Origin of the sequence: Limimaricola pyoseonensis (genome assembly GCF_900102015.1) — a bacterium.
In the GTDB taxonomy this organism is placed as follows: domain Bacteria; phylum Pseudomonadota; class Alphaproteobacteria; order Rhodobacterales; family Rhodobacteraceae; genus Limimaricola; species Limimaricola pyoseonensis.
The window spans coordinates 37,679-60,923 of record NZ_FNAT01000007.1; the positions used below are offsets into that span (position 1 = coordinate 37,679).

The following is a 23,245-nucleotide window of genomic DNA, read 5'->3' on the forward strand; positions in this document are numbered from 1 at the left end:
GTCGCGGTTGCCGCCCCGGCCGGGCCGGCGTAGAGATCGGACATGACCCGCGATCTTCCCACCCCCGACCGTCCCCTGCGCATCGGCACCCGCGGCTCGCCGCTGGCCCTGGCGCAGGCCAACGAGACCCGCGACCGGCTGGCCCGCGCCTGGGACCTGCCCTTCGAGGCCTTCCAGATCGTCGTCATCCGCACCACCGGCGACCGGGTGATCGACCGGCCGCTGAGCGAGATCGGCGGCAAGGGGCTGTTCACCAAGGAGATCGAGGAGCAGCTCCTGGACGAGAGCATCGACATCGCGGTGCACTCGATGAAGGACATGCCGGTCGAACAGCCCGGCGGGCTTGTGCTCGACGGCTATCTCGAGCGCGAGGACCCGCGCGACGCCTTCGTCAGCCTGAAGCACGGCGCGATTGCCGACCTGCCGCAGGGCGCGACGGTCGGCACCTCGAGTCTCAGGCGCCGGGCGCAGATCCTGACGCGGCGGCCCGACCTGAAGGTGGTGGAGTTCCGCGGCAACGTGCAGACCCGTCTCGGCAAGCTCGGGGACGGCGTGGCCGAGGCGACCTTCCTCGCCATGGCCGGTCTGAACCGGCTGCGGATGGACGACGTGCCGGCCCGGCCGATCGCGGTCGACGAGATGCTGCCGGCGCTGGCGCAGGGCGCGATCGGGATCGAGCGTCGCGCCGCCGACAGCCGCGCCGCGGCGCTGCTCGAGCCGATCCATCACGGCCCCACCGCGCAGCGCCTCGCCGCCGAGCGGGCCTTTCTCGCCGCGCTCGACGGCTCCTGCGAGACGCCGATCGCCGGCCTGGCCGAGATCGAGGGCGGCACGCTGCGGCTGCGCGGCGAGATCCTGCGCCCCGACGGCTCGGAGCATCACGCCGACGCGGCGAGCGCACCTCTGGCCGACGGGGCCGAGATGGGCCGCGACATGGCGCGGCGGCTGCTTGGCCGCGCCGGGGACGGCTTCTTCGCGGATTGGAGCCGGGCGCGCGGCTGAGGCCGCCCGCCGCCCCGGCCCGCGGCGCCGTCACTCCATGGCCATGCCCATGCCCATCTCGGCATCGGTGGTGAACAGGTAGTCGTCGCCGCCCGCGTTCTGGTGACAGGCGATGCAGCCGGCGTCGGCGTTCTTGCCGACCAGCCCGGCCAGGGCGACCCCGTCGGGGTTCTGGTCGAGCGCGCCGTCGGGCAGGTACTTGGCGTAGAACCAGTTGCCGGTCTCGTCGTCATAGCCGGCCTCGCGCTGGAACATGATGGTCAGCGCGCCGAGATGCTCGGCCGGGGCGCCCAGCACCTCGTCCACCGAGACGCCCTCGGGGCCGTAGTTGCGCTTGACCACCAGCGCGCCGCTGTGCCCGTCGATCGTCGCCATGGTGTAGAAGGTCTCGAGCATCATCCCGTGCGGATCCGTGCCCGGATAGGGGAAGGACATGATCATCCCCTCTCCGGCGAGATGCATCTCCTCCATCGCCGTCCAGATCTGGCCGGCATAGGCCTGGTCCTCCTCGCCGCCGAACATCGGCATGTCCTGGGCCAGCACGGGGCCGGCCAGGCAGCCCAGCGCCACGAGGCCCGTCATCACTTGGTTGCGCATCACTCGTCTCCTCCATGTCGGATGACAACAGCCTACGGCCGAAGCGGGGCCGCGCCGCGTCACGACCTCTCACATGGGTGTGACGCCGCATCCGGGCCTTGGCACACGAAAGGGTGAACGGCCGCACTCCGTCGCCCCGCGGCGCGGTTGCGTGCTATGCTCGGCCCAGCCGGGCGGCGCGCCGCGGCGCGGTCGAGCCGCCCCCAACCAGGGGAGGGCACCTGCATGGCTGATTCAGTACAGAAACCGGACCGGACGATCGGCAACCCGCTCAGCTGGACCGCGCAGCGGCTCGGGGCGGGGGGACACTACATCTCCGAGGGCGCGCATGAGGTGACCGGGCGCGACACCGCGCCGATCGTGCTGCGCAAGATCGACACCGCCGATCTCAAGGCCGCGCTGCGCGCCGGCTACGAGGATTTCAAGGCGTTCCGGTCGGATGTCATCTTCCTGTGCGTGGTCTATCCGCTGGCCGGCCTGCTGCTGATGCGCTTCGCCTTCGACCAGAACCTGCTGCCGCTCCTGGTGCCGCTGATCGGCGGCTTCGCCCTGATCGGCCCGCTCGCGGCGCTGGGCCTCTACGAGATGAGCCGGCGGCGCGAGGCCGGCGGGCATCCGGGCTGGGGCGCGGCCTTCAAGGTGCTCGAATCGCCATCGGCGATGGCGCTGTTCCTCTTGGGCCTCGGGCTTCTGGCGGTGTTCACGGTCTGGATGATGGCGGCCTGGACGATCTATGCCGCGACGCTCGGGCCCGAGCCGCCGCTGTCGCTCCTGTCGTTCCTGGGCGAGGTTCTCGGCACCGGGGCCGGCTGGGCCATGGCGATCATCGGCACGGCGGTCGGCTTCGTCTTCGCCGCGCTGGTGCTGGTCTGCACCATCATCTCCTTCCCGCTGCTGCTAGACCGTCATGTCGGCGTGCGCCGCGCGGTGCGCGCCTCGATCGCTCTGGCGCGCAAGAACCCCGGCCCGGTGGCGCTGTGGGGCCTTGCGGTGGTGGTCGGGCTCGGGATCGGCGTGGTGACGCTGTTCGTCGGGCTGATCTTCGCGCTGCCGATCCTCGGCCACGCCACCTGGCACCTCTATCGCCGCGCGGTCGAGCCGGTGGCGAAGGGCAAGCCGGGCTGAGGCCGGAAGCCGGGACCGGAGGCTGAGCTCCTGCGCGGCCCGGACGCCAGCGGCCGGGCGCGGCGGATCGCCGCCCGTCGCGGCCCCGCTGCGCTCTGGCCGCGGCCGCCGGTGCCGGTTATGTTCGGCCGGTCGGAGGCGGAGGCCATGCCAGAGAAGAAGAACAAAGACGCGGTCCAGAAGCGGCTTGCCCGGCTCGAGGGCCAGATCCGCGGAATCGCCCGGATGGTCGAGCAGGACCGCTATTGCGTCGACGTGCTGATGCAGACGGCGGCGGTGCGCTCGGCGCTGAAGGCGGTGGAACGCCTGCTGATCGAGGATCACGCCAACACCTGCATGGAAGGCGCGATCCTGTCGGGCGACCCCGACGAGCAGCGCGCCAAGTTCCGCGAGATGGTCGCCCTGCTGGAAAAGGCGCGCGAATAGCCTCCGGGCCGCGCGCAGCCTTTGCCTATCAGGCCGGTCGGGGCGGGATCAGTGCGCCCCGGCGGTGGCGCGGTGCAGCGGCAGCACGAAGGGCCGGCCATCCGGGCCGTCGGGGCGGACCTCGCAGGCGATGCCGAACACCTCGCCGATGATCTCGGGGCGGAACACCTCGGCGACCGGCCCCTCGGCGGCGATGCGGCCGGCGCGGAAGAAGGTGATGGCGTCGGCGAAGCGCGCCGCGAGGTTCAGGTCGTGCAGCACCACCACCACGGTCTTGCCCATCTCGTGGCTCAGATGCCGGACCAGCGCCAGCGTCTCGAGCGCATGCGCCACGTCGAGATGGTTGGTCGGCTCGTCGAGCAGGATCACCGGCGCCTCCTGCGCGATCACCATGGCGAGCCAGGCGCGCTGCAGCTGCCCGCCCGACAGCGCGCCGATCGGGCGATGCGCGAGGTCGGCCATGTCGACGGCGGTGAGCGCGGCGGTGACGGCGGCCCGGTCGCTGCGCTTGCGGCCCGACAGCGCCCGGCGATGCGCGTAGCGCCCCATGAAGGCCAGCTCCTCGACCGTGATCTCGACCGGCGCCTCGGGGCTTTGCGACAGCATCGCCAGCTCGCGCGCAAGGTCGCGCGGGCTCCAGCCGGCGATCGGCCGGCCGCGCAGCTCGACCGCGCCGGCCTGCAGCGGCAGGAGCCGCCGCATCGCCTTGAGCGCAGTGGACTTGCCGCAGCCATTGGGGCCGCAGAAGGCGGTGACACGGCCCTCCGGGACCGACAGCGACAGGTCCTCGAAGACCAGCTTGCGGTCGTAGCCGATGGCGGCATCGCGAAGCGACAGGGCGGTGTCAGGCATTGAGACGTCCCATCCGGGTCAGCAGGAACAGGAAATAGGGCGCGCCGATCAGCGCGGTGACGGCGCCGGCGGGCACCTCGATCGGCTGGAAGGCTGCGCGCACCAGCAGGTCGGCGCCAAGCACCATGCCGGCGCCGAGGAGGGCGGCGGCCGGCAGTTCGCGCGCCGCCGCGCTGCCGAAGAGGAGCCGCGCCGCGTGCGGGGCGACGAGGCCCACGAAGCCGATCCCGCCCGCCACGCTGACCGCCGCCGCCGCCAGCGCGACCGACAGCACGAGCGCGGTCGCGCGCACCGCCTCGACCGGCAGGCCGGTGGCGAAGGCGCTGGCACCGTCGAGCCGCAGCTGGTCGAGCGGGCCGGCGAGGCGGACCAGCAGCGGCAGCGCGGCCATGAGCGCGGCGGCGACGATGGCCGCGTCGCGCCACTCCGCCTGGTGCACCGCGCCGGCGAGCCAAACCAGCGCTTGCCCCGAGCGGTAGACCGGGCCGACGATCATCATCAGCACCACCGCCGCATGCGCCAGCGCCGCCAGCGTCACGCCGTAGAGGATGAGCCGCATCGGGTCGCCCCGGTCGCGCCCGGCCAGCAGAGTCACCGCCAGCGCGAAGAGCGCCGCGCCGCCGGCGGCGAAGAGCGGCTGCCAGACCACCGGCACCTGCAGCAAATTGGCCTCGTCGCTGAAGGCGAAGAGGAACACCAGAACGCCCAGCGCCGCGCCGTCGGTGATGCCGAGGATCGAGGGCGAGGCGAGCGGGTTGCGCGTGGTGCGCTGCAGCAGCGCACCCGACAGCGCCAGCGCCGCGCCGGCGCAGGCGGCGAGCGCGACGCGCGGCAGCCGCAGGTTCCACACCACGATCTGGTCGGTCCGTTCGCCCCAGCCCAACAGCGCCGCGATCACCCGCTCGGGCGGGATCGGCGTGCTGCCCAGGCCCACCGCCGCGATCGCCAGCGCAATGAGGGCGGCGACCAGCAGCGCCATCGGCGCCGCCCGGCTCATGCCGTCCCCAGACGGCGGCGGCGCAGCAGCGCCAGCAGCACTGGTGCGCCCGCGAGCGCGGTGACGGCGGAGATCGGCGCCTCGCTCGGCGCGATCAGGTGGCGGGCGGCGATGTCGGCCACCAGCGCCAGCACCGCGCCGCAAAGCATCGTGAGCGGCACCAGCGCGCGGTGGTCGCGCGCGCCGGCCAGCTGCGCGAGGTGCGGCGCGACGAGGCCGAGAAAGGCGATCGGCCCGGCCAGCGCCACGGCGCAGCCCGCCAGCAGCGCCGCCGCGACGAGGGCCGCGAGCCGCGAGGCCCGGACCGGCACGCCGAGCGCCTCGGCGGTGCCGTCATCCGTGCGCAGCACGTCGAGCCGGCGGGTCGCCAGCAGGGCGAGGACGGCGATCGCCGCCATCGGCGGCAGCGCCCATGGCAGCGCCGCGAGCGGCCGGTCGGCGAAGGCGCCCGAGAGCCAGAACAGAAGCTCCTCCATCGCCGCCTCGTCGAGCAGGATCACCACCTGCGTGCCCGACCACAGCAGCGCCGAGAGCGTCACCCCGGCCAGCAGCAGATGCGCCGGCGGCAGGTTCGGCCCGCCCGCCAGCGCGAGGCCGAAGACCAGGACCGTCGCCGCCACGGCCCCCGCCGCCGCCATCAGCGTCATCGCGGCGATGCCGTCGAGGCCCAGCAGGCTCACCCCCAGCACCACGGCGAGCGCCGCGCCGGCGTTGACGCCCAGAAGCCCCGGCTCGGCGATCGGGTTGCGCGTGGCGCTCTGCATCAGGAGCCCGCACAGGCCGAGCGCGGCGCCGACCAGCAGGGCCAGCACGGTGCGCGGCAGTCGTAGCGTGCGGATGATCAGCGCGTCCTGCCCCTCCGCGCCGCGCAGCGCGGCCCAGACCTCGCCGGGGCCATAGATGGTCAGGCCAAGCTGCAGCGACGCCAGGGCGAGCAGCGGCAAGAGGGCTAGGAGGAGAAGGGCAGGGCGGGTCATCCGGCGCTCATTCGCAAACCTGTCAAAAATAGTCAAATACCATCTTGATAGAAACAGTCGGATTTGCGAGCACAGCCCCGGACCCCATTTCAGGAGAACAGCGATGCTTCGCCTTACCCTCACCACCGCGCTTGCCGGCCTGGCCCTCGCGGGCGCGGCGCAGGCCCGCGAGATCACCCATGCCATGGGCACCACCGAGGTGCCCGACGCGCCGGAGCGCGTGGTGATCCTCACCAACGAGGGCACCGAGGCGCTGCTGGCGCTGGGTGTCGCGCCGGTGGGCGCGGTGCAGTCCTGGACCGGCGATCCGTGGTACGACCACATCGCCGACCGCATGCAGGGCGTCGAGGTGGTCGGCACCGAGAGCGGCGTCAATCTCGAGCTGATCGCGGCGCTGGAGCCGGACCTGATCATCGGCAACCAGCAGCGCCAGGAGAAGATCTACGACCAGCTCTCCGCCATCGCGCCCACCGTGATGAGCCAGGAGCTGCGCGGCGACTGGAAAGTGAACTTCGACCTCTACTCCGACGCGCTGGGCCTCGGCGAGGAGGGCGACGCGGTGATGGCCGCGTTCGACCAGCGCGTGACCGACCTCTCCGAAGATCTGGGCGACGCGACCGAGGAGGAGGTCTCGGTGATCCGTTTCCTCGCCGGCCAGATCCGGATCTACCAGCTCGACAGCTTCTCGGGCGTTCTGCTCGAGCAGCTCGGCTTCGCGCGGCCCGAGAATCAGGCGGTCGAGGACTTCGCGCTGCGGGTCGGCAAGGAGAGCATTCCGCAGATGGACGGCGACCGCATCTTCCACTTCACCTACGAGCCGGGCGACGGCGAGGGCGAGGAGCTTGCGCAGGAGGTGCTGACCGACCCGCTGTGGCGGTCGCTTGAGGCGGTGAAGGCGGGCGACGTGCACGCCGTGGACGACGCGGTGTGGAACACCGCCGGCGGCGTGATCGCGGCCAACCTGATGCTCGACGACATCGCAGGGATCTACGGCGTCGCGCAGTAAGGCCCGGACCCCGCCCTTTCTCGGAGGGGCGGGGAGCCGCGAGCCGGGGCGGCGCAGGGACGAGGAGACCGCCTCCCCGCTCCATCGACGTGGGCGTATCTGCAGAACGATCCGTCAGGGAACAGGGCGGCACCGGACCGGCAAAATCGCACGAGATCCGTCGCCCGCTCGCGCAGGGCGGCTGTTTTGCTCTAGGCTGTTCGGGGGGCTTGGTAGCGGAGGAGGGACTTGAACCCCCGACACGCGGATTATGATTCCGCTGCTCTAACCAACTGAGCTACTCCGCCTGAAGCGAGGCCGGAGGTAGTCCAGCCGCGGGCGGGCGTCAAGCGGGAAATGTCACGAAAGCCCGGTTGACGAACCGTCATGCGCGCCGGGCGTTGTGCGAGACGAGAAACGCGTGATCTGCTGGCGCGAGACAGCCTGACCGGACCGGACGTGACCGAGCCTGACGACACTGCAGCCCCAGACGACGCCGAGGCCGCGACACCGCGCCTGCCGGTGCTGTGGCTGCTGGGCAAGACCGGGGCCGGCAAGTCCTCGCTGGTGCGGGCGCTGACCGGGCTCGACGAGATCGAGATCGGCTCGGGCTTCGCGCCCTGCACCCGCTCGGCCCGCGCCTTCGACTTCCCACGCGAGGCGCCGCTGCTGCGATTCCTCGACACCCGCGGGCTGGGCGAGGCGGGCTACGAGGCGGCCGAGGATCTCGCCGCCTGCGAGGCGCGCAGCCACGCGGTGCTCGCCATGGCGCGGCTCGACGACCCGGCGCAGGCCGACCTCGTTGCCGCGATCCGCGATCTGCGCCGGCGCAGGCCGGGGCTGAAGGTCATCCTGCTGCACACCGCCGCCGCCGAGGTGCCCGACCCGCAGGCGCGGTTCCGCGCCCGCGCCGCCACCCAGTCGGCGCTGGAGGCGGCGGCGCGCGGGCCGCTGCCCTGGGTCGAGCTGTCGCTCGCGCCGGGCCGCGAGAGCGGGACCGACGCGCTGCTCGACCTTCTGGGCGAGGCGATGCCCGACGTGGCGCTGCTGCTGCGCGAGGGGCCGGGCGAGGCCGAGGCGTTCCGCGCCGCGCGCCCCCTCGTGCTGCGCTACGCGGGCGCGGCCGCCGCCGCCGACGCCGCGCCGGTGATCGGCGCGGTGGGTGTGCCGGGGCTGCAGGCGGCGATGCTGCGGGGCCTCGCGCAGCGGCGCGGCGTGGAGTGGGACCGGGCGCGCATGGCCGAGTTCGCCGCCGCGCTGGGCCTAGGCGCCGCGCTGCGCTTCGGCGCGGGCTACGTCGCGCGGCAGGCGGCCAAGCTGGTGCCGGTGGCGGGGCAGACGCTGGGCGCGGCGATCGCCGGCAGCGCCAGCTTCGCGGCGACCTACGCGCTGGGCCGGGCCGCGCATTACTGGCTCTGGCGCGAGGCGACGGGCGACCCGGCGTCGGAGGCCGAGCTGCGCGCGCTCTACCGCGAGGCGCTGCGCGGGGCGAAGCGGGGATGAGGCCGCGGCCGCTGCACCGGCTGCGCCGGGCGCTTTTGCGCTGGGACCGGCTGATCATCGCCGCCTCCCTGGCGCTGCCCTTCGTCGCGCCCTTCCTCCTGGGCTTCCTCTGGCTCACCGAGCATGACTGGCTCCTGCCCTATCTCGGCGTCTCGGTGGCGATCGCCGGCCTCGCCTACGGGCTGCGCTGGTTCGCGCGCCGCCGCCGCCCGGTGCCGGGCGACGCCAAGTCGGCGCTGATGGGCGAGATGAAGGTCGAGGCCGACCCGGTCTGGTCGGAGACCGAGCGCAAGGCCTACAACGCCGCCCGCCGCCGGATCGAACGCGAGACCGCCGAGCCGATCGCCTGGGCCGAGCTGCCCGACCTCGCGCTCTCGGTGATCGACGACATCGCCAAGGGCATGGGGCAGGCCGACCGCAAGGCGCTCGACTTCACGCTGCCCGAGGCGCTTCTGCTGACCGAGCGCGCCGCGTCGCGCTACCGCGATCACCTGCGCCGCCACGTGCCCTTCTCGGACCGGATCTCGCTCGCCACGATCCACTGGGTCTGGAAGCATCGCGGCCGGGCCCAGCTTGCGATGGAGGCGGCCTATGCCGGGCACCGGGTGCTGCGCTTCGCGCTGAACCCGGCCAAGGGCGTGCTGCGCGAGGTCGAGTGGCTGATGGCGGGCGGCAACTCCTCCTATCTCGGCAACCAGATGATGGGCGTGCTGCAGGCGGTGCTGCTGGAGGAGGTGGCCCATGCCGCGGTCGAGCTCTACTCCGGGCGGCTGCGCTTCTCGGACGCGGAGCTCCTGCAGTTCCAGCTCGACGAGACCCGCGCCGACAAGGCGCGGCTGGCGCAGCCCGACGCGCCGCTGCGCGTGCTGGTGCTGGGACAGGTGAGCGCCGGCAAGTCCACCCTGATCAACGCGCTTCTGGGCGAGGACCGGACCGAGACCGACATGCGCGCCACCACCGACGGCACCATCGCCTACGAGGCGGCGATCGACGGCACCGATTGCGTGCTGCTCGACACGCAAGGCCTAGACGGCAGCCCGTCGCGGCAGAAGGCGCTGCTCGAGGAGATGGCGCAGAGCGACATCCTGCTCTGGACGATCCGCGCCAACCGGCCCGGCCGGGCGGCGGATGCGCAGCTGCACGAGGCCTTCTGCACATGGTTCGCCGAGCATCACGACCGGCGGCGGCCGCCGATGATCCTCGTGGCGACGGCGGTGGACCGCTTCGGCCCGGACTGGCCCTATCCCGAGCACGAGCTGCCGCAGGAGGTCAGCGACCGCATCCGCGACGCGATGGACGCGATCGCGAACGACATGGACGGCATCCGGCCGCGCCCGGTCAGCGCGCTCGAGCCGGACTGGAACCTCGACGCGGTGCGCAGCGCGCTGTCGGGCGCGGTGAGCGAGGGACTTCTGGCGCAGCGCAACCGGCTGCGCATCGCGGCGGCGAGGCACGCCCGCTCGGGCGACACCCAGATCAGCCGCTCGGGGCGCGGGCTGTGGCAGGGCGCGAAGCTGGTGGGCGGGCGGCTGCTCGGGCGCATGGGCGAAGACGAAGACGCCCGGCCGGAGGCCGGGCGTGGTGAGGATGCGAAGCCGGAGCCCCCGAAGGATCACTCGCCGTAGGGCACCCAGATGTTCTTGATCTGCGTGGCGCGGTGCAGGAAGCCGCGGCCCTGGCCATCGCGGCCGGTCCAGTCGCGCGCGGCACCGTCCTCGACCCAGGACTGCTTGAGGTTGCCGGCCGAGGCCTCCTCGATCATCCGGCCGCCCTCTTCGGTGCCGAAGTACCAGATGCCCGCCACGTCGTCATGCTCGGCCAGCGTCTTGGCGAGCGCGTCGCGCTCGCCCGCCACGATGTTGACGACGCCGCCCGGCAGGTCGGAGGTGTCGAACACCTGGTAGAGGTCGGTCGCGGCCAGCGGATGCGTCTGCGACGGCAGCGCGACCACCGCGTTGCCCATGGCGATCGCCGGCAGCACGAGGCTGACGAAGCCCAGCAGCGGCTGCGCGGTCGGGCAGGCGATGCCCATCACGCCCAGCGGCTCGTGCATGGCGAGCGTGACATGCGCGCTCTTGGTCTGGTGCACCGCGCCGTCGAACTTGTCGGCCTGCGCCGCGTACCAGAAGGTGCGGCGGATCGCGGTCTCGACCTCGGTCCTGGCCGCGGACTTGGAGGCACCGAACGACACCAGCCGCGCCTCGAACTCAGTCGCGCGGGCCGAGAGGTTCTCGGCCACGTAGTAGAGCACCTGCGCGCGGTTGTGGCCCGTGGCCTTGCCCCAGCCCTTGGCCTTGTGCGCCGCCTCGACCGCGTTGCGGATGTCCTTGCGGTTGCCCAAGCCCGCGAGGCCCACCGGGCCGGAGCCACCCTGCACGGGGTAGGCGTAGCCCGAATCGGGCCGGGCCTGCTTGCCGCCGATGTAGAACTTGGCGGTGCGGTCGATGCCGGTGCCGTTGGCCGCCGCGCCGGGCTGGCCCACGGGGGCCTCGGGTGCCGCCTCGGGGCGCTTCGCCTTGGGCTTGGGGTGGGTCAGGTAGGCCATCATGCCCTCGCGCCCGCCCTCGCGGCCGAAGCCGCTCTCGCGGTAGCCTCCGAAGCCCGCGCCCGCGTCGAAGACGTTGGTGCAGTTGATCCAGACCACGCCCGCCTTCAACTGCGCCGCGATGTCGAGGCAGAGGTTGACGTTCTCCGACCAGATCGAGGCGGCGAGGCCGTAGCGGGTGTTGTTGGCCAGCGCCACCGCGTCCTCTGGGGTGCGGAAGGTGGTGACGGTCGCGACGGGCCCGAAGATCTCCTCGGTCGCCAGCGTCGAGGCGGGCTCGACCTTCATCGCGATGGTCGGCGGGAAGAAGCAGCCCTCGGGCGCGTCGCCCTGTACCAGTTCCGCGCCTTCCTTGACGCCCTGCGCGACGAGGCCGCGGATACGGTCGAGCTGCACCGGGTGGACGATCGCGCCCATGTCGGTGTTCTTGTCGAGCGGGTCGCCGACGCGCAGCTGGCGCATCCGCTTCTCCAGAAGCTCCTCGAAGCGTTTGGCGACGCTCTCGGCCACCAGCACGCGCGCGCCGGCGCAGCAGACCTGGCCCGCGTTGAACCAGATCGCGTCGACCACGCCCTCGATCGCGGCGTCGAGATCGGCGTCGGCGAAGACCACGAAGGGCGACTTGCCGCCCAGCTCCAGCGTCAGCGACTTGCCCGTGCCGGCGGTCTCGCGGCGGATGCGGCGGCCCACCTCGGTCGAGCCGGTGAATGCGATCTTGTCGAGGCCCTCATGCGCCACGATGGACGCGCCGGTGCGGCCGTCGCCGGTGACGATGTTGAGCACGCCCTTCGGCAGCCCGACCTCGGCCGCGATTTCGGCGAAGGCCAGCGCGGTGAGGGGCGTGTACTCGGCGGGCTTCAGCACCACGGTGTTGCCGGCGGCGAGCGCCGGGGCGACCTTCCACGCCAGCATCAGCAGCGGGAAGTTCCACGGGATGATCTGGCCGCAGACGCCATGCGGCGCGGTGCCCGGCAGCTCGTCCTCGAGCAGCTCGGCCCAGCCGGCATGGTGGTAGAAGTGGCGCGCCACCAGCGGCACGTCGGCATCGCGGCTCTCGCGGATCGGCTTGCCGTTGTCGAGGCTCTCGAGCACGGCGAGGAAGCGCGAATGCTGCTGCACGTGGCGGGCGATGGCGTAGAGATACTTGGCCCGCTCGTGGCCCGACAGCGCCGCCCAGCCGGGCTGCGCCTTGCGCGCGGCCTTCACGGCCGCGTCGACGTCGTCGGCGGAGCCTTGCGTGACCCGGCCCAGCACCTCGTTCGAGGCGGGCGACAGCACCTCGAAGGTCTCGCCCGGCGCGGTGAACCGGCCGTTGATGAAGTGGCCGAACCCGGCCTCGTTCTTCTTCAGCCAGTCGCGCACGATGGCGCTGTCCTCGGGGGCCTTGCCGTAATCCATGGTGGCGAGAATGTCCGTGATCGTGTTCATGACGCGCTCTCCCTCAGGCCAGCGAATGACGGTGGGCGGCGGCGTAGCGCCCGGTGACGTGGTGTTCGAGCTGGCGCTCGATGTCGCCCAGCATCGACGACGCACCAAGGCGGAACAGGTCGGGCTGGAGCCAGTCGTTCCCGAGCTCTTCCTTCATCAGGTACTGCCAGGCCAGCGCGTCCTTGGCGGATTTCATGCCGCCGGCGGGCTTGAAGCCGACCCGGTGGCCGGTGGCGTCGCCGTAGTCGCGCAGCGCCCGCACCATGGTCAGCGAGACGGGCAGGGTGGCGTTGACGCCCTCCTTGCCGGTCGAGGTCTTGATGAAGTCGGCGCCCGCCTGCATCGCCACCATCGAGGCGGCATAGACGTTGCGCAGCGTCGCGATGTCGCCGGTGGCGAGGATCGCCTTGAGATGCGCCTGCCCGCAGGCCTCGCGCATCGCCGCGACCTCGTCGTAGAGCGCGGCCCAGTCGCGCTTCAGCACATGCTCGCGAGTGATGACGATGTCGATCTCGTCGGCGCCCTGGTCGACGGTCCAGCGGATCTCCTCGAGCCGCAGGTTCAGCGGCATCAGCCCGGCCGGAAAGCCGGTGGCGACCGAGGCGACGGGAATGTTCGTGCCGCGCAGCGCCTTGACGGCATGCGGCACCATGGTCGGGTAGACGCAGACCGCGCCGGTGGTCAGGCCCATCTCGGCGATGCCGAGCCCGTCGAGGATGCGCGGCGCCAGCGGCTGGCGCGCCTTGGCGCAGAGCCGCTGCACCCGGCCTTCGGTGTCGTCGCCCGCCAGCGTCGTGAGGTCGATGCAGCGGATCGCGTTCACGAGCCAGGCGGCCTGGTGGGTCTTCTTGACCGAGCGCCGCGTGGTCAGCGTCGCTGCCCGCCGCTCTGCGGCGGACCGGTTCACCGCACGGCCTTCGAACATCGCCGGATCGAGCGGGATGCCCGGGTTGCGGGGGTGGTTCGACAGGGCGTTCGGCTGGTCAGTCAGCTCGGCTGTGGTCATCGGTCGGCTCCGGCCGTGGATAGGATGACCGACTGTCTAACAGATAACGGCTTTCTGCCTAGACCTCCGCGACGGCACTTGTCCGAAGGCTAGGTTGCACCCCGGCAGGGCTTGGCAGGCCCCGCGCCGCCCGGTCGCGGCGCGGCCGGGGAGGCAGGCGCGGCGCCGGATCCGGCCTCACTTGGTCAGGATCAGCTTGCCGGCCCGGGTGATCCGCAGCAGGTAGCTCTGCCCGTCGAGCAGGATATGGGCCCGCCCGCCCTCGGTCAGGCTGCGGGCGTCATGGACCGGAAGCTCCGCCTCCTCGGCGCGGGCGGGGCGGGGCAGCGGGTGGGGCGTCATCATCGTCATGCGAAAACCTCGAAATCGCCGTGGCGCGGCTGGCCCCGCAGGGGCTGGCATGCGGTCGGCCTTGAAGTTGACCAAAACTATCGGGTTTGTCAATCGGCCGCGTCCGGGCCGGCCCGGGCCCGCGCGGTCGGCCTGCCGGGGCGGCGGTCAGTCGGCGGCGAAGCGCCACTCGGTGGTCTGGCGAAAGGTCTCGCCCGGCCCGAGCAGGATCGAGGGAAAGGCAGGGTGGCGCGCCGCGTCGGGCCAGCGCTGCGCCTCGAGCGCGAGGCCCGCATAGGGCGCGAGCCCGGCCGCGTCGCTGTCGCGCCCGTCATAGACCTGCAGGCCCGCCGCGGTGGTGGCCATCCGCATCCTCACGCCGCCGCCTGACAGCTCGGCCACCTCGCGCAGTGCCTCGTCGTCGCGCGACAGGCAGAAATTGTGGTCGAGCGGCGGCTCGCCCGGCACGAGGTCGCGCGGCGCGCGGAAATCCATGGCGCCGCCTGTGGTGGGCGCGATCTCGCCGGTGGGCAGGGTCTCATCGTCGGTCGGCAGCCAGTGCCCGGCCCGGACCCTGAGCCGGTGGCCCGACAGGTCCGGCGTGCCGGCGAGGTTCCAGTAGCTGTGGTTGACCGGGTTCATCAGCGTCGGCTCGTCGGTCACGGCCTCGAGCTCCAGCCGCAGCGTCGCCGGGGCGGTGACGCGCCAGCGCGCGGTGATCCGGCGGTTGCCGGGAAAGCCGTCCGCGCCCTCGGGTAGGTCGAGGACGAGCGTGGCGGCGTCTCCCGACCGCTCCGTCACCTCCCAGAGCCGGAACTGTGTGCCGTGCTTTCCCGAATGCAGCAGCGCCTTCCCGTCATTGGCCGGAAAGCGGTATTCCGCGCCGTCGATCGTGGCCCGCGCCCCGGCCAGCCGGTTGGCGACCGGCCCGACGATCGCGCCGAAATAGCGCATCGCGCCGTCGTAATCGGCAAGCTCGTCCGAGCCGAGCGTCAGGTTGCGCGCGACGCCTTCCAGCCGCACCGCGCGCAGGATCGAGCCGCGGGTCAGCAGGTCGACCGACAGGTCGCCCGCCGCCAGCGTCAGGCGGTGCACGGCGCGGCCCTCGGCCGTCGTGCCGAATGGCGTCACAGGATCACCCGGTGTTCCTTCTGCCCCGGCGCCATGGCCCGGGTCACGAAGGTGCGGCCCGAATCCGGCGCGTCGGCGATCTCGGCCTCCGACAGGCCGGCGATGGCCGAGGTGAGGTAGAGCGTCTTCATGTCGTCGCCGCCGAAGGCCGGGCAGGTGACCTGCGGCGCGCCGGGGCAGGGGTGGTGGCCGATCTCGCGGCCCTCGCGGTCGTAGCCCGCGAGCCTGTTCGAGCCCCATTGCGCGCTCCACAGCGTGCCTTCGCTGTCGATCACCGCGCCGTCGGGGTTGTGGCCGTGGCGCTTGAGGTCGACGAAGACCTCGGCCTCGCCCACCGGCCAGCCGTCGTCGTCCATGCGCTGGCGCATGATCATGCCCGTGGGCGTGTCGGTGTAGTGCAGCCAGCCGCCCTCGGGCGGGAAGCAGATCGCGTTGGGGATGGTCATGCCCGAGCGGACCTGCCGCAGCTCGCCCCGGTAGTAGCGCCACAGACCGCCGGCGTTCACCTCGGCGTCGATGCCCATGGTCGAGACGTAGAAGCCGCCATGCGGATCGGCGCGGCCGTCATTCGACCGCGTCACCGGGTTGTCGGCGTCGAAATCGACGACCTTCTCGCCCTTGCCGGTCTCGAGCGAGAACTTCACCAGCGCGGTGTTGGTGGCGACGAGGAGGGTGTCGCGGTCGATCCAGCCGCAGCAGGACGGCATGTCCTCGAAGACCCATTGCCGCCCCTCGGGCGCGTGCAGCCGGCGGCCGAGGATGTCGAACCACAGAAGCTCCCCGCGCTCGGGGTGCCACAGCGCGCCTTCGCCGAGGGTGCAGATCGTGTCGTCATAGACCTCGAAGGCGGAGAACTCGGTCATGCCGTGGCCCCGTCATAGGCGGCGACGATCTCGTGGGCGCGGGCGGCGACGTCCTCGACCGGAAGGCCCGGCGTGTAGAGCGCGGTGCCGAGGCCGAAGCCGTCGGCACCGGCCTTGAGCCACTGGTCGAAGTTCGAGGCGCCGGCGCCGCCGACGGCGTAGATCGGCACCTCGGCCGGGTAGACCGCGCGCATCGCCTTCAGCCCGTCCGGGCCGATCAGGCTCGCCGGGAACAGCTTCAGCCCGGTCGCGCCGGCGGCGATCGCGGCGAAGCCCTCGGTCGGCGTCATCACGCCGGGCCAGCTCTGCATGTTGCGCTTCACCGTGGCGCGGATCACCTCCGGGTCCATGTTGGGCGAGACGATCAGCGTGCCGCCCGCGGCGCGCACCTCGGCGACCTGATCGGCGGTGAGCACGGTGCCCGCGCCGATGGTGGCGCGCCCGGCGCAGGCCGAGGCCATGGCGGCGATGCTGTCGAGCGGATCGGGCGAGTTCAGCGGCACCTCGATCACGGTGATCCCGGCCTCGATCAGCGCTTCGGCGACGGGCACGGCGTCGGCGGGGGTGATCCCGCGCAGGATGGCGATCAACGGTCGGGTCATGTCTGGCTCCTGAGCTTCCAGGCGGCGGTGAGGCCCGCGAGGGTGACGGCGGTGGCGTTGGCCTGCGCGGCCGGCGCGCCCTGCGCGGCGAGCGCGCGGACGTAGAGACGCGCCAGCGGCCCCGCGCCGATCACGCCGATCTGCTGGCCGAGCCAGTAGGGCTTGGCGGCGGCCAGCTCCGCCCCGATCAGCAGCCCCGAGAGCCGGGCGCGGGCGGTGCCCGATCCCTGGCCGTGCAGGAGCCCCGCGGCGCGGATGCCGAACAGCCCGGCGGCGAGCCGCTCGGGCCGCGACAGCGTCTCGGAGACGGCGTCATCGAAGGCGGCGTCGTCCCAGTCGGTGCCGCCGACCGAGTGGCGCAGCACGCTGTGGTTCGAGAGCGCCGAGAAAAGCTCGCCGGTCATGAAGCTGCGGAAGCTCACCACCTCGCCGGCGCTGAGATGCGCCCATTTCGAATGGCTGCCCGGCATGCACAGCACGCCGTCCCAGCCGGGGTTGAGCGCGAGGAAGCCCGCGACCTGGGTTTCCTCGCCGCGCATCACGTCGGCCGGCTCCGACTGCGAAAGGCCGGGGATGATCGCCACCTCGAGATCGCCCGGCGCGCGGGTGAAGGGGGTCGAGAGCGGCGCGCAGGGCACGCGGGCATAGGCCGCCTCGGCCCAGCCCTGCCGGGCGCCGACCATGCCGCAGGCGATCACCGGCACCGGGCCGCCCTCCAGCCAGTCGCCGCAGAGCGCGCGCAAGGCGGGCTCGAAGCCGTCCGGGCCGAGCCGGCCCATGCCGTCCTCGGAATGGCGCTCCTCGATCACCGAACCGGAGGCGGTCATGCCCCAGCCGCGCAGATGCGTGGTGCCCCAGTCGAGCGCGATCCAGTCGGGCCGGCTCATCCGGTCACGCTGACGCCGGCGTCGATCACCAGCATCTGGCTGGTCACCATCCGCGAGGCCTTCGAGGCGAAGAACAGCACGCCGCCCACGAGGTCCTCGGCCTGCATCAGCTCGGGCAGGCATTGCTGGGCGCGGTGGCGCTCCTGCGCCTCGGGCGTGGCCCAGAGCGCCTTCTGGCGCTCGGTCATCACCCAGCCCGGCGCGATGGCATTGACGCGGATGCCGCGCCCGCCCCATTCGCGCGCGAGGCTGCGGGTCAGACCCATGATCCCGGCATTCGAGGCGACGTAGGGGGCCAGCCGCGCCACGCCCATCAGGTAGCTGCCCGACGACATGTTGACGATGGCGCCGCCGCCGGCGGCCTCCATCATCGGCGCCACCTTCTGGGCGGCGAAGAAATAGGGCTTGAGGTTGAGCGCCAGGCAGTCGTCCCATTCCGCCTCGGTCAACGCCTGCGCGTCGTAACGCGTGTCGTCCGCGGCGTTCGAGACCAGCACCGTCACCGGGCCGTGGGTGGTGGCGGCGGTGTCGATCGCGGCCATCAGCGCCGGGGTGTCGGTCACGTCGCCCTGCACGAAGAGCGGCCGGTTGCCGGTGCGCGCCTCCATCGCCGCGACGGTCTCGGTGGCGTCGGCGCGGTCGAAGAAGGCCACGCGCGCACCCTGCCGCAGGAAGCCCTCGACCAGCGCGGCGCCGATGCCGCTCGCGCCGCCGGTCACGAAGACCGACGCCTCCTTCAGGTCGGGATGGATCGCCTCTCCGCCCGTCATGCCTTGTCTCTCGCTGCTGTTTCCGCGGTGGCGGAAGACTGACACCGCGCGGGCGGGAATTGAAGGGGCGGTGCGGCCGATGCCGGGCCGGTCTCACATTCTGGACCTAGTAGCAGAGCACCGTGTCGGCCGTCTCGGCGAGATCGACGAGCATGTCGGGCGTCGCGAACTCGGCCGGCAGGCCGTCGAGCAGGCGCTCGTCATAGCCGCGCGCCTTGGCCGACAGGCCCGACACCCGGAAGCGCGCGCCGGCCTCGGCCAGCGCGCCCAGATGCTCGGACAGCCGACCCGTGCCCTGGCCCTCGACCCCGGCGCGGTGGGACGCCGCGAGCAGGTGGACGCCGTCGCCGGCCAGAAACAACGTCACCTCGTGGCCCTTCTTCGCCGCCGTCAGCGCCACGAGACAGCCGAGCGTGACCTTGTTGGGATCGGCGGGGCCGGTGTGGATGTGCACGAGGAAACGGGACATGGCGGCAACCTCCGGTCAGGCCGGGGCGGGCCCGCCCCGGCGTCCCGTCATGAGACGACCCGCGGGGCGAGTCGGTCAAGCGCGACGGCCGGGCGGGCGGCTCAGCCGAAGACCCGGCCCAGCGCGCCGTCGACGGCCTCGAGGATCTCGTCGATGTCGTCCTCCTCGGCGATCAGCGCGGGCGCGAAGAGCAGCACGTTGTTCAGCCCCGGCACCGAGCGGTTCGACGCGCCGATCAGCACGCCCTGCTTCAGGCAGTCGGCCACCACCGCGCCGACCTGCTTTTCCGAGACCGGCTCGCGCGTGTCGCGGTCGGCCACCAGCTCGGCCCCGGCGAAGAGGCCCATGCCGCGCACGTCGCCGATCACGCGGTGCTTCTCCATCAGCGCAAACAGCCCCTCCTGCAGGTAGACGCCCATCCGGGTCGAGTTGTCGGGCAGCTCCTCCTCCTCGAGGATGCGCAGGTTCTCGAGCGCCGCCACCGGGCCCGAGGTGCAGCCCCCGAAGGTCGAGATGTCGCGGAAATGCGCCATCGGGTCGGAGGCGTCCTTGAACCGCTCGAACACCGCCTCGGTGGTCACGCAGCAGGAAATGGCGGCGTAGCCCGAGGCCACGCCCTTGGCCATGGTGACGATGTCGGGCTTCACGCCGAACTGCTGGTAGCCGAACCATGTGCCGGTGCGGCCCATGCCGCAGACCACCTCGTCGATATGCAGCAGCACGTCGTATTTGCGGCAGATCTCCTGCACCTTCTCCCAGTAGCCGCGCGGCGGCACGATGATGCCGCCGCCTGCGGTGATCGGCTCGAGGCAGAGCGCGCCCACGGTGTCGGGGCCCTCGCGCAGGATCACCTCCTCGATCGCCTCGGCCGCGCGCACGCCGTAATCGCTGCCGGCGAATTCGTCCTGCGCGCGGTATTCGAGGCAGTGCGGCACCATGACGAAGCCCGGCGCGAAGGGGCCGTATTGCGCGTTGCGCTCGAGCTGGCCGCCGGCCGAGAGGCAGGCCAGCGTCGTGCCGTGGTAGTCGCGCTCGCGGTAGAGGATCTTCGACTTGCGGCCGCCGTGATGCTTGTGCGCGATCTGGCGCACCATCTTGAAGGCCTTCTCGTTGGCCTCGGAGCCCGAATTGGCGAAGTAGACGCGGGACAGCCCCGGCATCTTTTCCGTCAGCGCCTCGGCGAAGCGCGCGCCCGGCACCGTGCCCTGCGAGCCGGCGAAGTAGCACATCTTCACGAGGTGGTCGCGCACCGCGTCGGCGATCCGCTCGCGGCCGTAGCCGACATTGACGGTCCAGACGCCGCCGGAGGTGGCGTCGAGATGCTCCTTGCCGGTGATGTCCCAGACCCGCATGCCGCGCCCCTCGACGATGATGCGCGGGTCGGTGGTCTCGAGCTGCCGGTGCTGCATCATGTGATGCCAGACATGGGCGCGGTCGGCCTCGATCACGCGGGCCGGGTCGTTCTGCATCAGGCTGTCCATCGGGCGACCTCTCGGGGCTGGCAGGGGCGGCCGCGACGGGCCGGGCGCGCCCACTCTCGGGCCGCGCCTCTCTCCGGGTCAAGAGGGCGCGTCGCGGTCAGGCCGCGTCCCGCCGGAGCGGCGCGAGCTCGGCCTCGGTGCGCCGCCACAGCTCCTGCAGCGCCGGCAGCCCGGCCCGCAGCTCGATCTCGGCGCCGGTCTTGCCCAGCGTCTCCAGCTCGCGCAGCGCGACGCAGAGCGCGCTGGCGCCGCACAGGCCCGCCGCGCTGGCGATGCGGTGCAGCTCCGTCACCAGCCGCGGCAGCGGCAGCGCGCTGCCGTTCCGGGCGATCTCGGCCATGCTCGCGGCGGTGGTGTCGAGGAACTCGCCCAGCAGGGCGGCGGCGCGGGGCCGGCCGAGATCGGCGAAGAAGGCGTCGCGCGCGGCGGTGTCGATCAGCGGCAGGGCCGCGGGCGCCGGGTCGGGCGGCGCGTCCGGCCCGGGGGCGGCCCCGAGCCCCGCCATCAGCCGGTCCAGCGCCGCGCGGCTCAGCGGCTTGGTGATCACCTCGCGCATGCCGGCGGCGTGGAAGCGCGCGATGTCGGCCGGCAGCGCATGGGCGGTCAGCGCGACGATCGGCGTGCGCCGGTTCGGCCCGTCGCCGGCGCGGATGGCGCGGGTCGCGGCGACGCCGTCCATGCGCGGCATCGAGATGTCCATCAGGATCACGTCCACCGGCGCGGCCTGCGCGGCCTGCACGCCGGCCTCGCCGTCATGGGCGAAGCGGACCGAATGGCCGGCGCGGCGCAGCATCTCGCCCACCACCACGCGGTTGATCTCGTTGTCCTCGACCACCAGCACCCGGCGCGCCGTGCCGGCCGCCGGCGCGGCGTTCGCCGCGGCGGGCCGCGCGCCGGGGGCCGCGGCCTCGGGCAGCGGCAGGCGCAGCCAGAACAGGCTGCCCTCGCCGGGCGCGCTCTGCGCGCCGATCTCGCCGCCCATCGCCTGCACCAGCCGGCGCACGATGCCGAGCCCGAGGCCGGTGCCGCCGGAGGTGCGGCTGTAGGAGGTGTCGAGCGTGACGAAATCGTCGAAGATCCGCGCGAGGTCGGCCTCGCTCATGCCGATGCCGGTGTCGATCACCCGGATCTCGACCTGGCCGGGGCCGGCGGCCTCGGCCTCGACCGTGACGGCGCCGTCGCGGGTGAACTTGACCGCGTTGCCGACGAGGTTGAGCACGATCTGCCGCAGCCGGCCGCAATCGCCCAGCACGTGGCCGGGCAGCGCCGGGTCGAGCGCCACCGCCAGCGTGTCGCCGTTGGCCTCGGCGAGGCCGCGCTGGCCATCGGCCACCTCGTGCAGCAACTGGCCCAGCTCGAAGATCTCCTGCTGCAGCTCGACCTTGCCGGCATCGAGGCGCGAGACGTCGAGCACGTCGTTGACGTGGCTCAAAAGCAGCCGGCCCGAGGTCTCCATGATCCGCAGATGCTCGCGCTGTTCGGCGTCGAGCGCGCCGTCGCGCATCAGCTCCATGGTGCCGAGCAGGCCGTTCAGCGGCGTGCGCATCTCGTGGCTCATCACCATCAGCAGGTCGGCCTTGGCCTTCTCGCCGGCCAGCGCGTCGTCGCGGGCGCGCAGCAGCTCGGTCTCGGCCTGGCGCCGCGCGGTGATGTCGCACAGGAAGATGACGAAGATCGTGTCGCGGCCGCGATGGGCGGTCGAGACCGACATCTCCACCGGAAAGCTGCTGCCGTCGCGGCGCTGGGCGCGGCCGGTGACGCGGCCGCGCGGCAGCGCGCCGGGCTCGCCCGCGGCGGTGCGGGCCATCGCGGCGGAGACCCTGTCGCGCAGATGCGATGGCACCAGCAGGTCGGCCACGCCGCAACCCACCGCCTCGTCGCGCGGATGGCCGAACAGCTTCTCGGCCGCCGGGTTGAACTCCTGGATGCGGCCGTCGGCATCGGTGGCCAGCACCGCGTCGAGCGACGAGGACAGGATCGCCGCGTAGCGGGCCGAGGCCTCGTGCGCCTCCTCGGCCAGGAGCCGCGCGTCGCGCCACATCCGCAGCGCCCAGACCACCATGCCCAGCAGCGCGGCGACCAGCGCCAGAGTGACGATCGCGGTGCGGGTCAGCGTGGCGGTGACGGCGCGGCGCGAGTCGTCGGTGATCCGGGCGAAGCTGTCGATGCCGCCGACGGCGATCTCGCGCACCGGCCGGGCGAGGGTGTCGATGTCGCGGCCCAGCGCCTCGAGCCTGGCGGCGAGCCGCGCGTCGTCGGCGTCGATCAGCGGCACGGCGTCGTCGAGCGCGGCGCGGATGCGCTGCGGCGAGCCGTCGCCCGGCAGGTCGGCCAGTGCGTCGCGCAGCACGCCGCTGTCGAAGGCCGAGATCCGGGCGTAGAACACGTCGAAGCGGCGCCGGAGCTCGGCCAGCGCCGCGGGCGCGCCGCCTTCGGCTCGGGCCTTGGCGACCGCCGCCTCGAGCCGGCGATACTCGACCTCGACCTGGGTCAGCGTCCACTGGACGTTGTCCGAGGTGGCCGTGGCCTGGTGATCGAGCTTGCGCAGCACGTCGAGCGACGCCAGCGCCAGCGCCAGCAGCATCAGCGTCACGGCCACCAGGGCCGGCGCGGCTCACCGCGCCGGGTCCACCAGCTCGATCCGGTCGAGCTGCCAGACCGAGCGCGCATACGCCACCTCGGTGCGCCAGTCGGGGTCGGCGTCGTAGGGGTAGACGATCCAGAGCGGGCCGTTGCCGCGGCGGGGCAGCGGCGCGCCGTTGTGCAGATGCGCGACGATCGGCCCGTCGACGTCGCGGGCGTCCGACAGCGGGATGTCGACCGCGTAGTCGTTCACCGCGCTGACGCGCAGCACCGCCTCGGCCGGCGGCGTCACCTCGAGCGCGGCCAGAAGGTCGTGCAGCGACACGCCCTCGAAGCGCTGCGGCCCGTCGGTCCAGATCGTGGTCGTGGTGAAGGCGTCCTCGGACAGGGCCGCGAGCGCCGCGCGGTCGAGCCGCGCCGGGGTGCCGTCGGGCAGGCCGGTCACGGTGAGCAGCACCTCGCCGGCGGGCGGGCCGGGTTCGGCCTGCAGGCCGAGCGGCAGGCCGAGCAGGGCGGCGATCAGGCCGGCGCGGAACGTGGAAAACGGCATCGGTCTCTCCTTCGGTCGGGCAGGGGATGCGGGGGTTGTGCCGGCCCCGGCCCGGGCCGCGCAACGCCGCGCCGGCATCATGGTCAACCCGAGGTAAAGGCGATGCGGAGAATTGCCGGCATCTGCCCCGGGGCGG

The 23,245-nt window shown here is 72.7% G+C and carries 22 protein-coding genes and 1 tRNA gene; 6 read left to right on the forward strand and 17 right to left on the reverse strand.

Annotated features, from left to right (window positions below):
* The first annotated feature begins 42 nt into the window (after nucleotides 1-42).
* Entirely contained in the window at nucleotides 43-1,002 is a 960-nt protein-coding gene (gene hemC, locus BLT43_RS14145; RefSeq protein ID WP_090113866.1) for a hydroxymethylbilane synthase, read from the forward strand.
* Nucleotides 1,003-1,032: 30 nt separating this feature from the next.
* Here hemC and BLT43_RS14150 read toward each other — a convergent pair whose 3' ends face one another.
* On the reverse strand, nucleotides 1,033-1,599 hold the full coding sequence (locus BLT43_RS14150; RefSeq protein ID WP_242652303.1) for a cytochrome P460 family protein: 567 nt from the start codon (nucleotides 1,597-1,599) through the stop codon (nucleotides 1,033-1,035).
* A gap of 225 nt (nucleotides 1,600-1,824) precedes the next feature.
* Here BLT43_RS14150 and BLT43_RS14155 point away from each other — a divergent pair, with 225 nt between their 5' ends.
* Both BLT43_RS14155 and BLT43_RS14160 read left to right on the forward strand, forming a co-directional pair.
* Nucleotides 1,825-2,724, forward strand: a complete 900-nt coding sequence (locus BLT43_RS14155) for a DUF2189 domain-containing protein (RefSeq protein ID WP_090113867.1) — start codon at nucleotides 1,825-1,827, stop codon at nucleotides 2,722-2,724.
* A gap of 147 nt (nucleotides 2,725-2,871) precedes the next feature.
* The gene (locus BLT43_RS14160) at nucleotides 2,872-3,150 is read left to right on the forward strand and encodes a metal-sensitive transcriptional regulator (RefSeq protein WP_090114128.1); all 279 of its coding nucleotides are present in this window, start codon (nucleotides 2,872-2,874) and stop codon (nucleotides 3,148-3,150) included.
* Between the two features lie 48 nt (nucleotides 3,151-3,198).
* Here BLT43_RS14160 and BLT43_RS14165 read toward each other — a convergent pair whose 3' ends face one another.
* The 3 genes from BLT43_RS14165 to BLT43_RS14175 are packed head-to-tail and all read right to left on the reverse strand — an operon-like array spanning nucleotide 3,199 to nucleotide 5,976.
* Entirely contained in the window at nucleotides 3,199-4,002 is an 804-nt protein-coding gene (locus BLT43_RS14165) for an ABC transporter ATP-binding protein (protein WP_090113869.1), read from the reverse strand.
* Entirely contained in the window at nucleotides 3,995-4,999 is a 1,005-nt protein-coding gene (locus tag BLT43_RS14170; RefSeq protein ID WP_090113871.1) for a FecCD family ABC transporter permease, read from the reverse strand. The genes BLT43_RS14165 and BLT43_RS14170 overlap by 8 nt, the downstream gene beginning before the upstream one ends.
* Nucleotides 4,996-5,976, reverse strand: coding sequence for a FecCD family ABC transporter permease (locus BLT43_RS14175; RefSeq protein WP_090113873.1), 981 nt, complete (start codon nucleotides 5,974-5,976; stop codon nucleotides 4,996-4,998). The genes BLT43_RS14170 and BLT43_RS14175 overlap by 4 nt, the downstream gene beginning before the upstream one ends.
* A gap of 103 nt (nucleotides 5,977-6,079) precedes the next feature.
* On the opposite strand from BLT43_RS14175, the gene BLT43_RS14180 reads away from it, so the two are divergent.
* Entirely contained in the window at nucleotides 6,080-6,982 is a 903-nt protein-coding gene (locus BLT43_RS14180) for an ABC transporter substrate-binding protein (RefSeq protein ID WP_090113875.1), read from the forward strand.
* Nucleotides 6,983-7,192: 210 nt separating this feature from the next.
* Here BLT43_RS14180 and BLT43_RS14185 read toward each other — a convergent pair.
* A tRNA-Met gene (locus BLT43_RS14185) sits at nucleotides 7,193-7,269 on the reverse strand.
* A gap of 151 nt (nucleotides 7,270-7,420) precedes the next feature.
* On the opposite strand from BLT43_RS14185, the gene BLT43_RS14190 reads away from it, so the two are divergent.
* Together BLT43_RS14190 and BLT43_RS19460 are read left to right on the forward strand one after the other, a co-directional pair.
* Nucleotides 7,421-8,464 (forward strand): YcjF family protein, encoded by a 1,044-nt coding sequence (locus BLT43_RS14190; protein WP_165612624.1) that lies wholly within the window; start codon nucleotides 7,421-7,423, stop codon nucleotides 8,462-8,464.
* Nucleotides 8,461-10,089 carry a GTPase family protein gene (locus BLT43_RS19460; RefSeq protein ID WP_090113880.1) on the forward strand — a complete coding sequence of 543 codons (1,629 nt, stop codon included), beginning with the start codon at nucleotides 8,461-8,463 and terminating at the stop codon, nucleotides 10,087-10,089. The genes BLT43_RS14190 and BLT43_RS19460 overlap by 4 nt, the downstream gene beginning before the upstream one ends.
* Here BLT43_RS19460 and BLT43_RS14200 read toward each other — a convergent pair.
* The 12 genes from BLT43_RS14200 to BLT43_RS14255 all read right to left on the reverse strand — a co-directional run bounded on the left by BLT43_RS14200 (nucleotide 10,077) and on the right by BLT43_RS14255 (nucleotide 23,109).
* Nucleotides 10,077-12,437: an aldehyde dehydrogenase family protein gene (locus tag BLT43_RS14200; protein ID WP_090113882.1), complete on the reverse strand. Its 2,361-nt coding sequence runs from the start codon at nucleotides 12,435-12,437 to the stop codon at nucleotides 10,077-10,079. The genes BLT43_RS19460 and BLT43_RS14200 overlap by 13 nt on opposite strands.
* Before the next feature lie 13 nt (nucleotides 12,438-12,450).
* Nucleotides 12,451-13,443: a deoxyribose-phosphate aldolase gene (gene deoC, locus BLT43_RS14205; RefSeq protein WP_090113884.1), complete on the reverse strand. Its 993-nt coding sequence runs from the start codon at nucleotides 13,441-13,443 to the stop codon at nucleotides 12,451-12,453.
* Nucleotides 13,444-13,620: 177 nt separating this feature from the next.
* On the reverse strand, nucleotides 13,621-13,785 hold the full coding sequence (gene hemP, locus BLT43_RS14210; protein WP_242652309.1) for a hemin uptake protein HemP: 165 nt from the start codon (nucleotides 13,783-13,785) through the stop codon (nucleotides 13,621-13,623).
* Between the two features lie 156 nt (nucleotides 13,786-13,941).
* On the reverse strand, nucleotides 13,942-14,904 hold the full coding sequence (locus BLT43_RS14215; RefSeq protein WP_090113887.1) for an aldose epimerase family protein: 963 nt from the start codon (nucleotides 14,902-14,904) through the stop codon (nucleotides 13,942-13,944).
* Complete coding sequence (locus BLT43_RS14220) at nucleotides 14,901-15,767, reverse strand: SMP-30/gluconolactonase/LRE family protein (RefSeq protein ID WP_090113889.1); 867 nt, start codon at nucleotides 15,765-15,767, stop codon at nucleotides 14,901-14,903. Before BLT43_RS14220 ends, BLT43_RS14215 begins: the two co-directional genes overlap by 4 nt.
* Nucleotides 15,764-16,369, reverse strand: a complete 606-nt coding sequence (locus BLT43_RS14225) for a 2-dehydro-3-deoxy-6-phosphogalactonate aldolase (RefSeq protein WP_090113891.1) — start codon at nucleotides 16,367-16,369, stop codon at nucleotides 15,764-15,766. Before BLT43_RS14225 ends, BLT43_RS14220 begins: the two co-directional genes overlap by 4 nt.
* Complete coding sequence (locus tag BLT43_RS14230) at nucleotides 16,366-17,256, reverse strand: 2-dehydro-3-deoxygalactonokinase (protein WP_090113893.1); 891 nt, start codon at nucleotides 17,254-17,256, stop codon at nucleotides 16,366-16,368. Before BLT43_RS14230 ends, BLT43_RS14225 begins: the two co-directional genes overlap by 4 nt.
* Nucleotides 17,253-18,026: an SDR family NAD(P)-dependent oxidoreductase gene (locus tag BLT43_RS14235; RefSeq protein ID WP_090113895.1), complete on the reverse strand. Its 774-nt coding sequence runs from the start codon at nucleotides 18,024-18,026 to the stop codon at nucleotides 17,253-17,255. Before BLT43_RS14235 ends, BLT43_RS14230 begins: the two co-directional genes overlap by 4 nt.
* Nucleotides 18,027-18,132: 106 nt before the next feature.
* Entirely contained in the window at nucleotides 18,133-18,495 is a 363-nt protein-coding gene (locus tag BLT43_RS14240; protein ID WP_090113897.1) for a DsrE family protein, read from the reverse strand.
* A 101-nt stretch (nucleotides 18,496-18,596) separates the two neighbouring features.
* Nucleotides 18,597-19,976, reverse strand: coding sequence for an aminotransferase family protein (locus BLT43_RS14245; RefSeq protein ID WP_090113899.1), 1,380 nt, complete (start codon nucleotides 19,974-19,976; stop codon nucleotides 18,597-18,599).
* A 97-nt stretch (nucleotides 19,977-20,073) separates the two neighbouring features.
* Nucleotides 20,074-22,575, reverse strand: a complete 2,502-nt coding sequence (locus BLT43_RS14250) for a hybrid sensor histidine kinase/response regulator (protein ID WP_090113901.1) — start codon at nucleotides 22,573-22,575, stop codon at nucleotides 20,074-20,076.
* Nucleotides 22,576-22,590: 15 nt separating this feature from the next.
* Nucleotides 22,591-23,109 (reverse strand): putative pterin-binding protein, encoded by a 519-nt coding sequence (locus tag BLT43_RS14255; RefSeq protein ID WP_090113903.1) that lies wholly within the window; start codon nucleotides 23,107-23,109, stop codon nucleotides 22,591-22,593.
* Nucleotides 23,110-23,245: the final 136 nt, after the last annotated feature.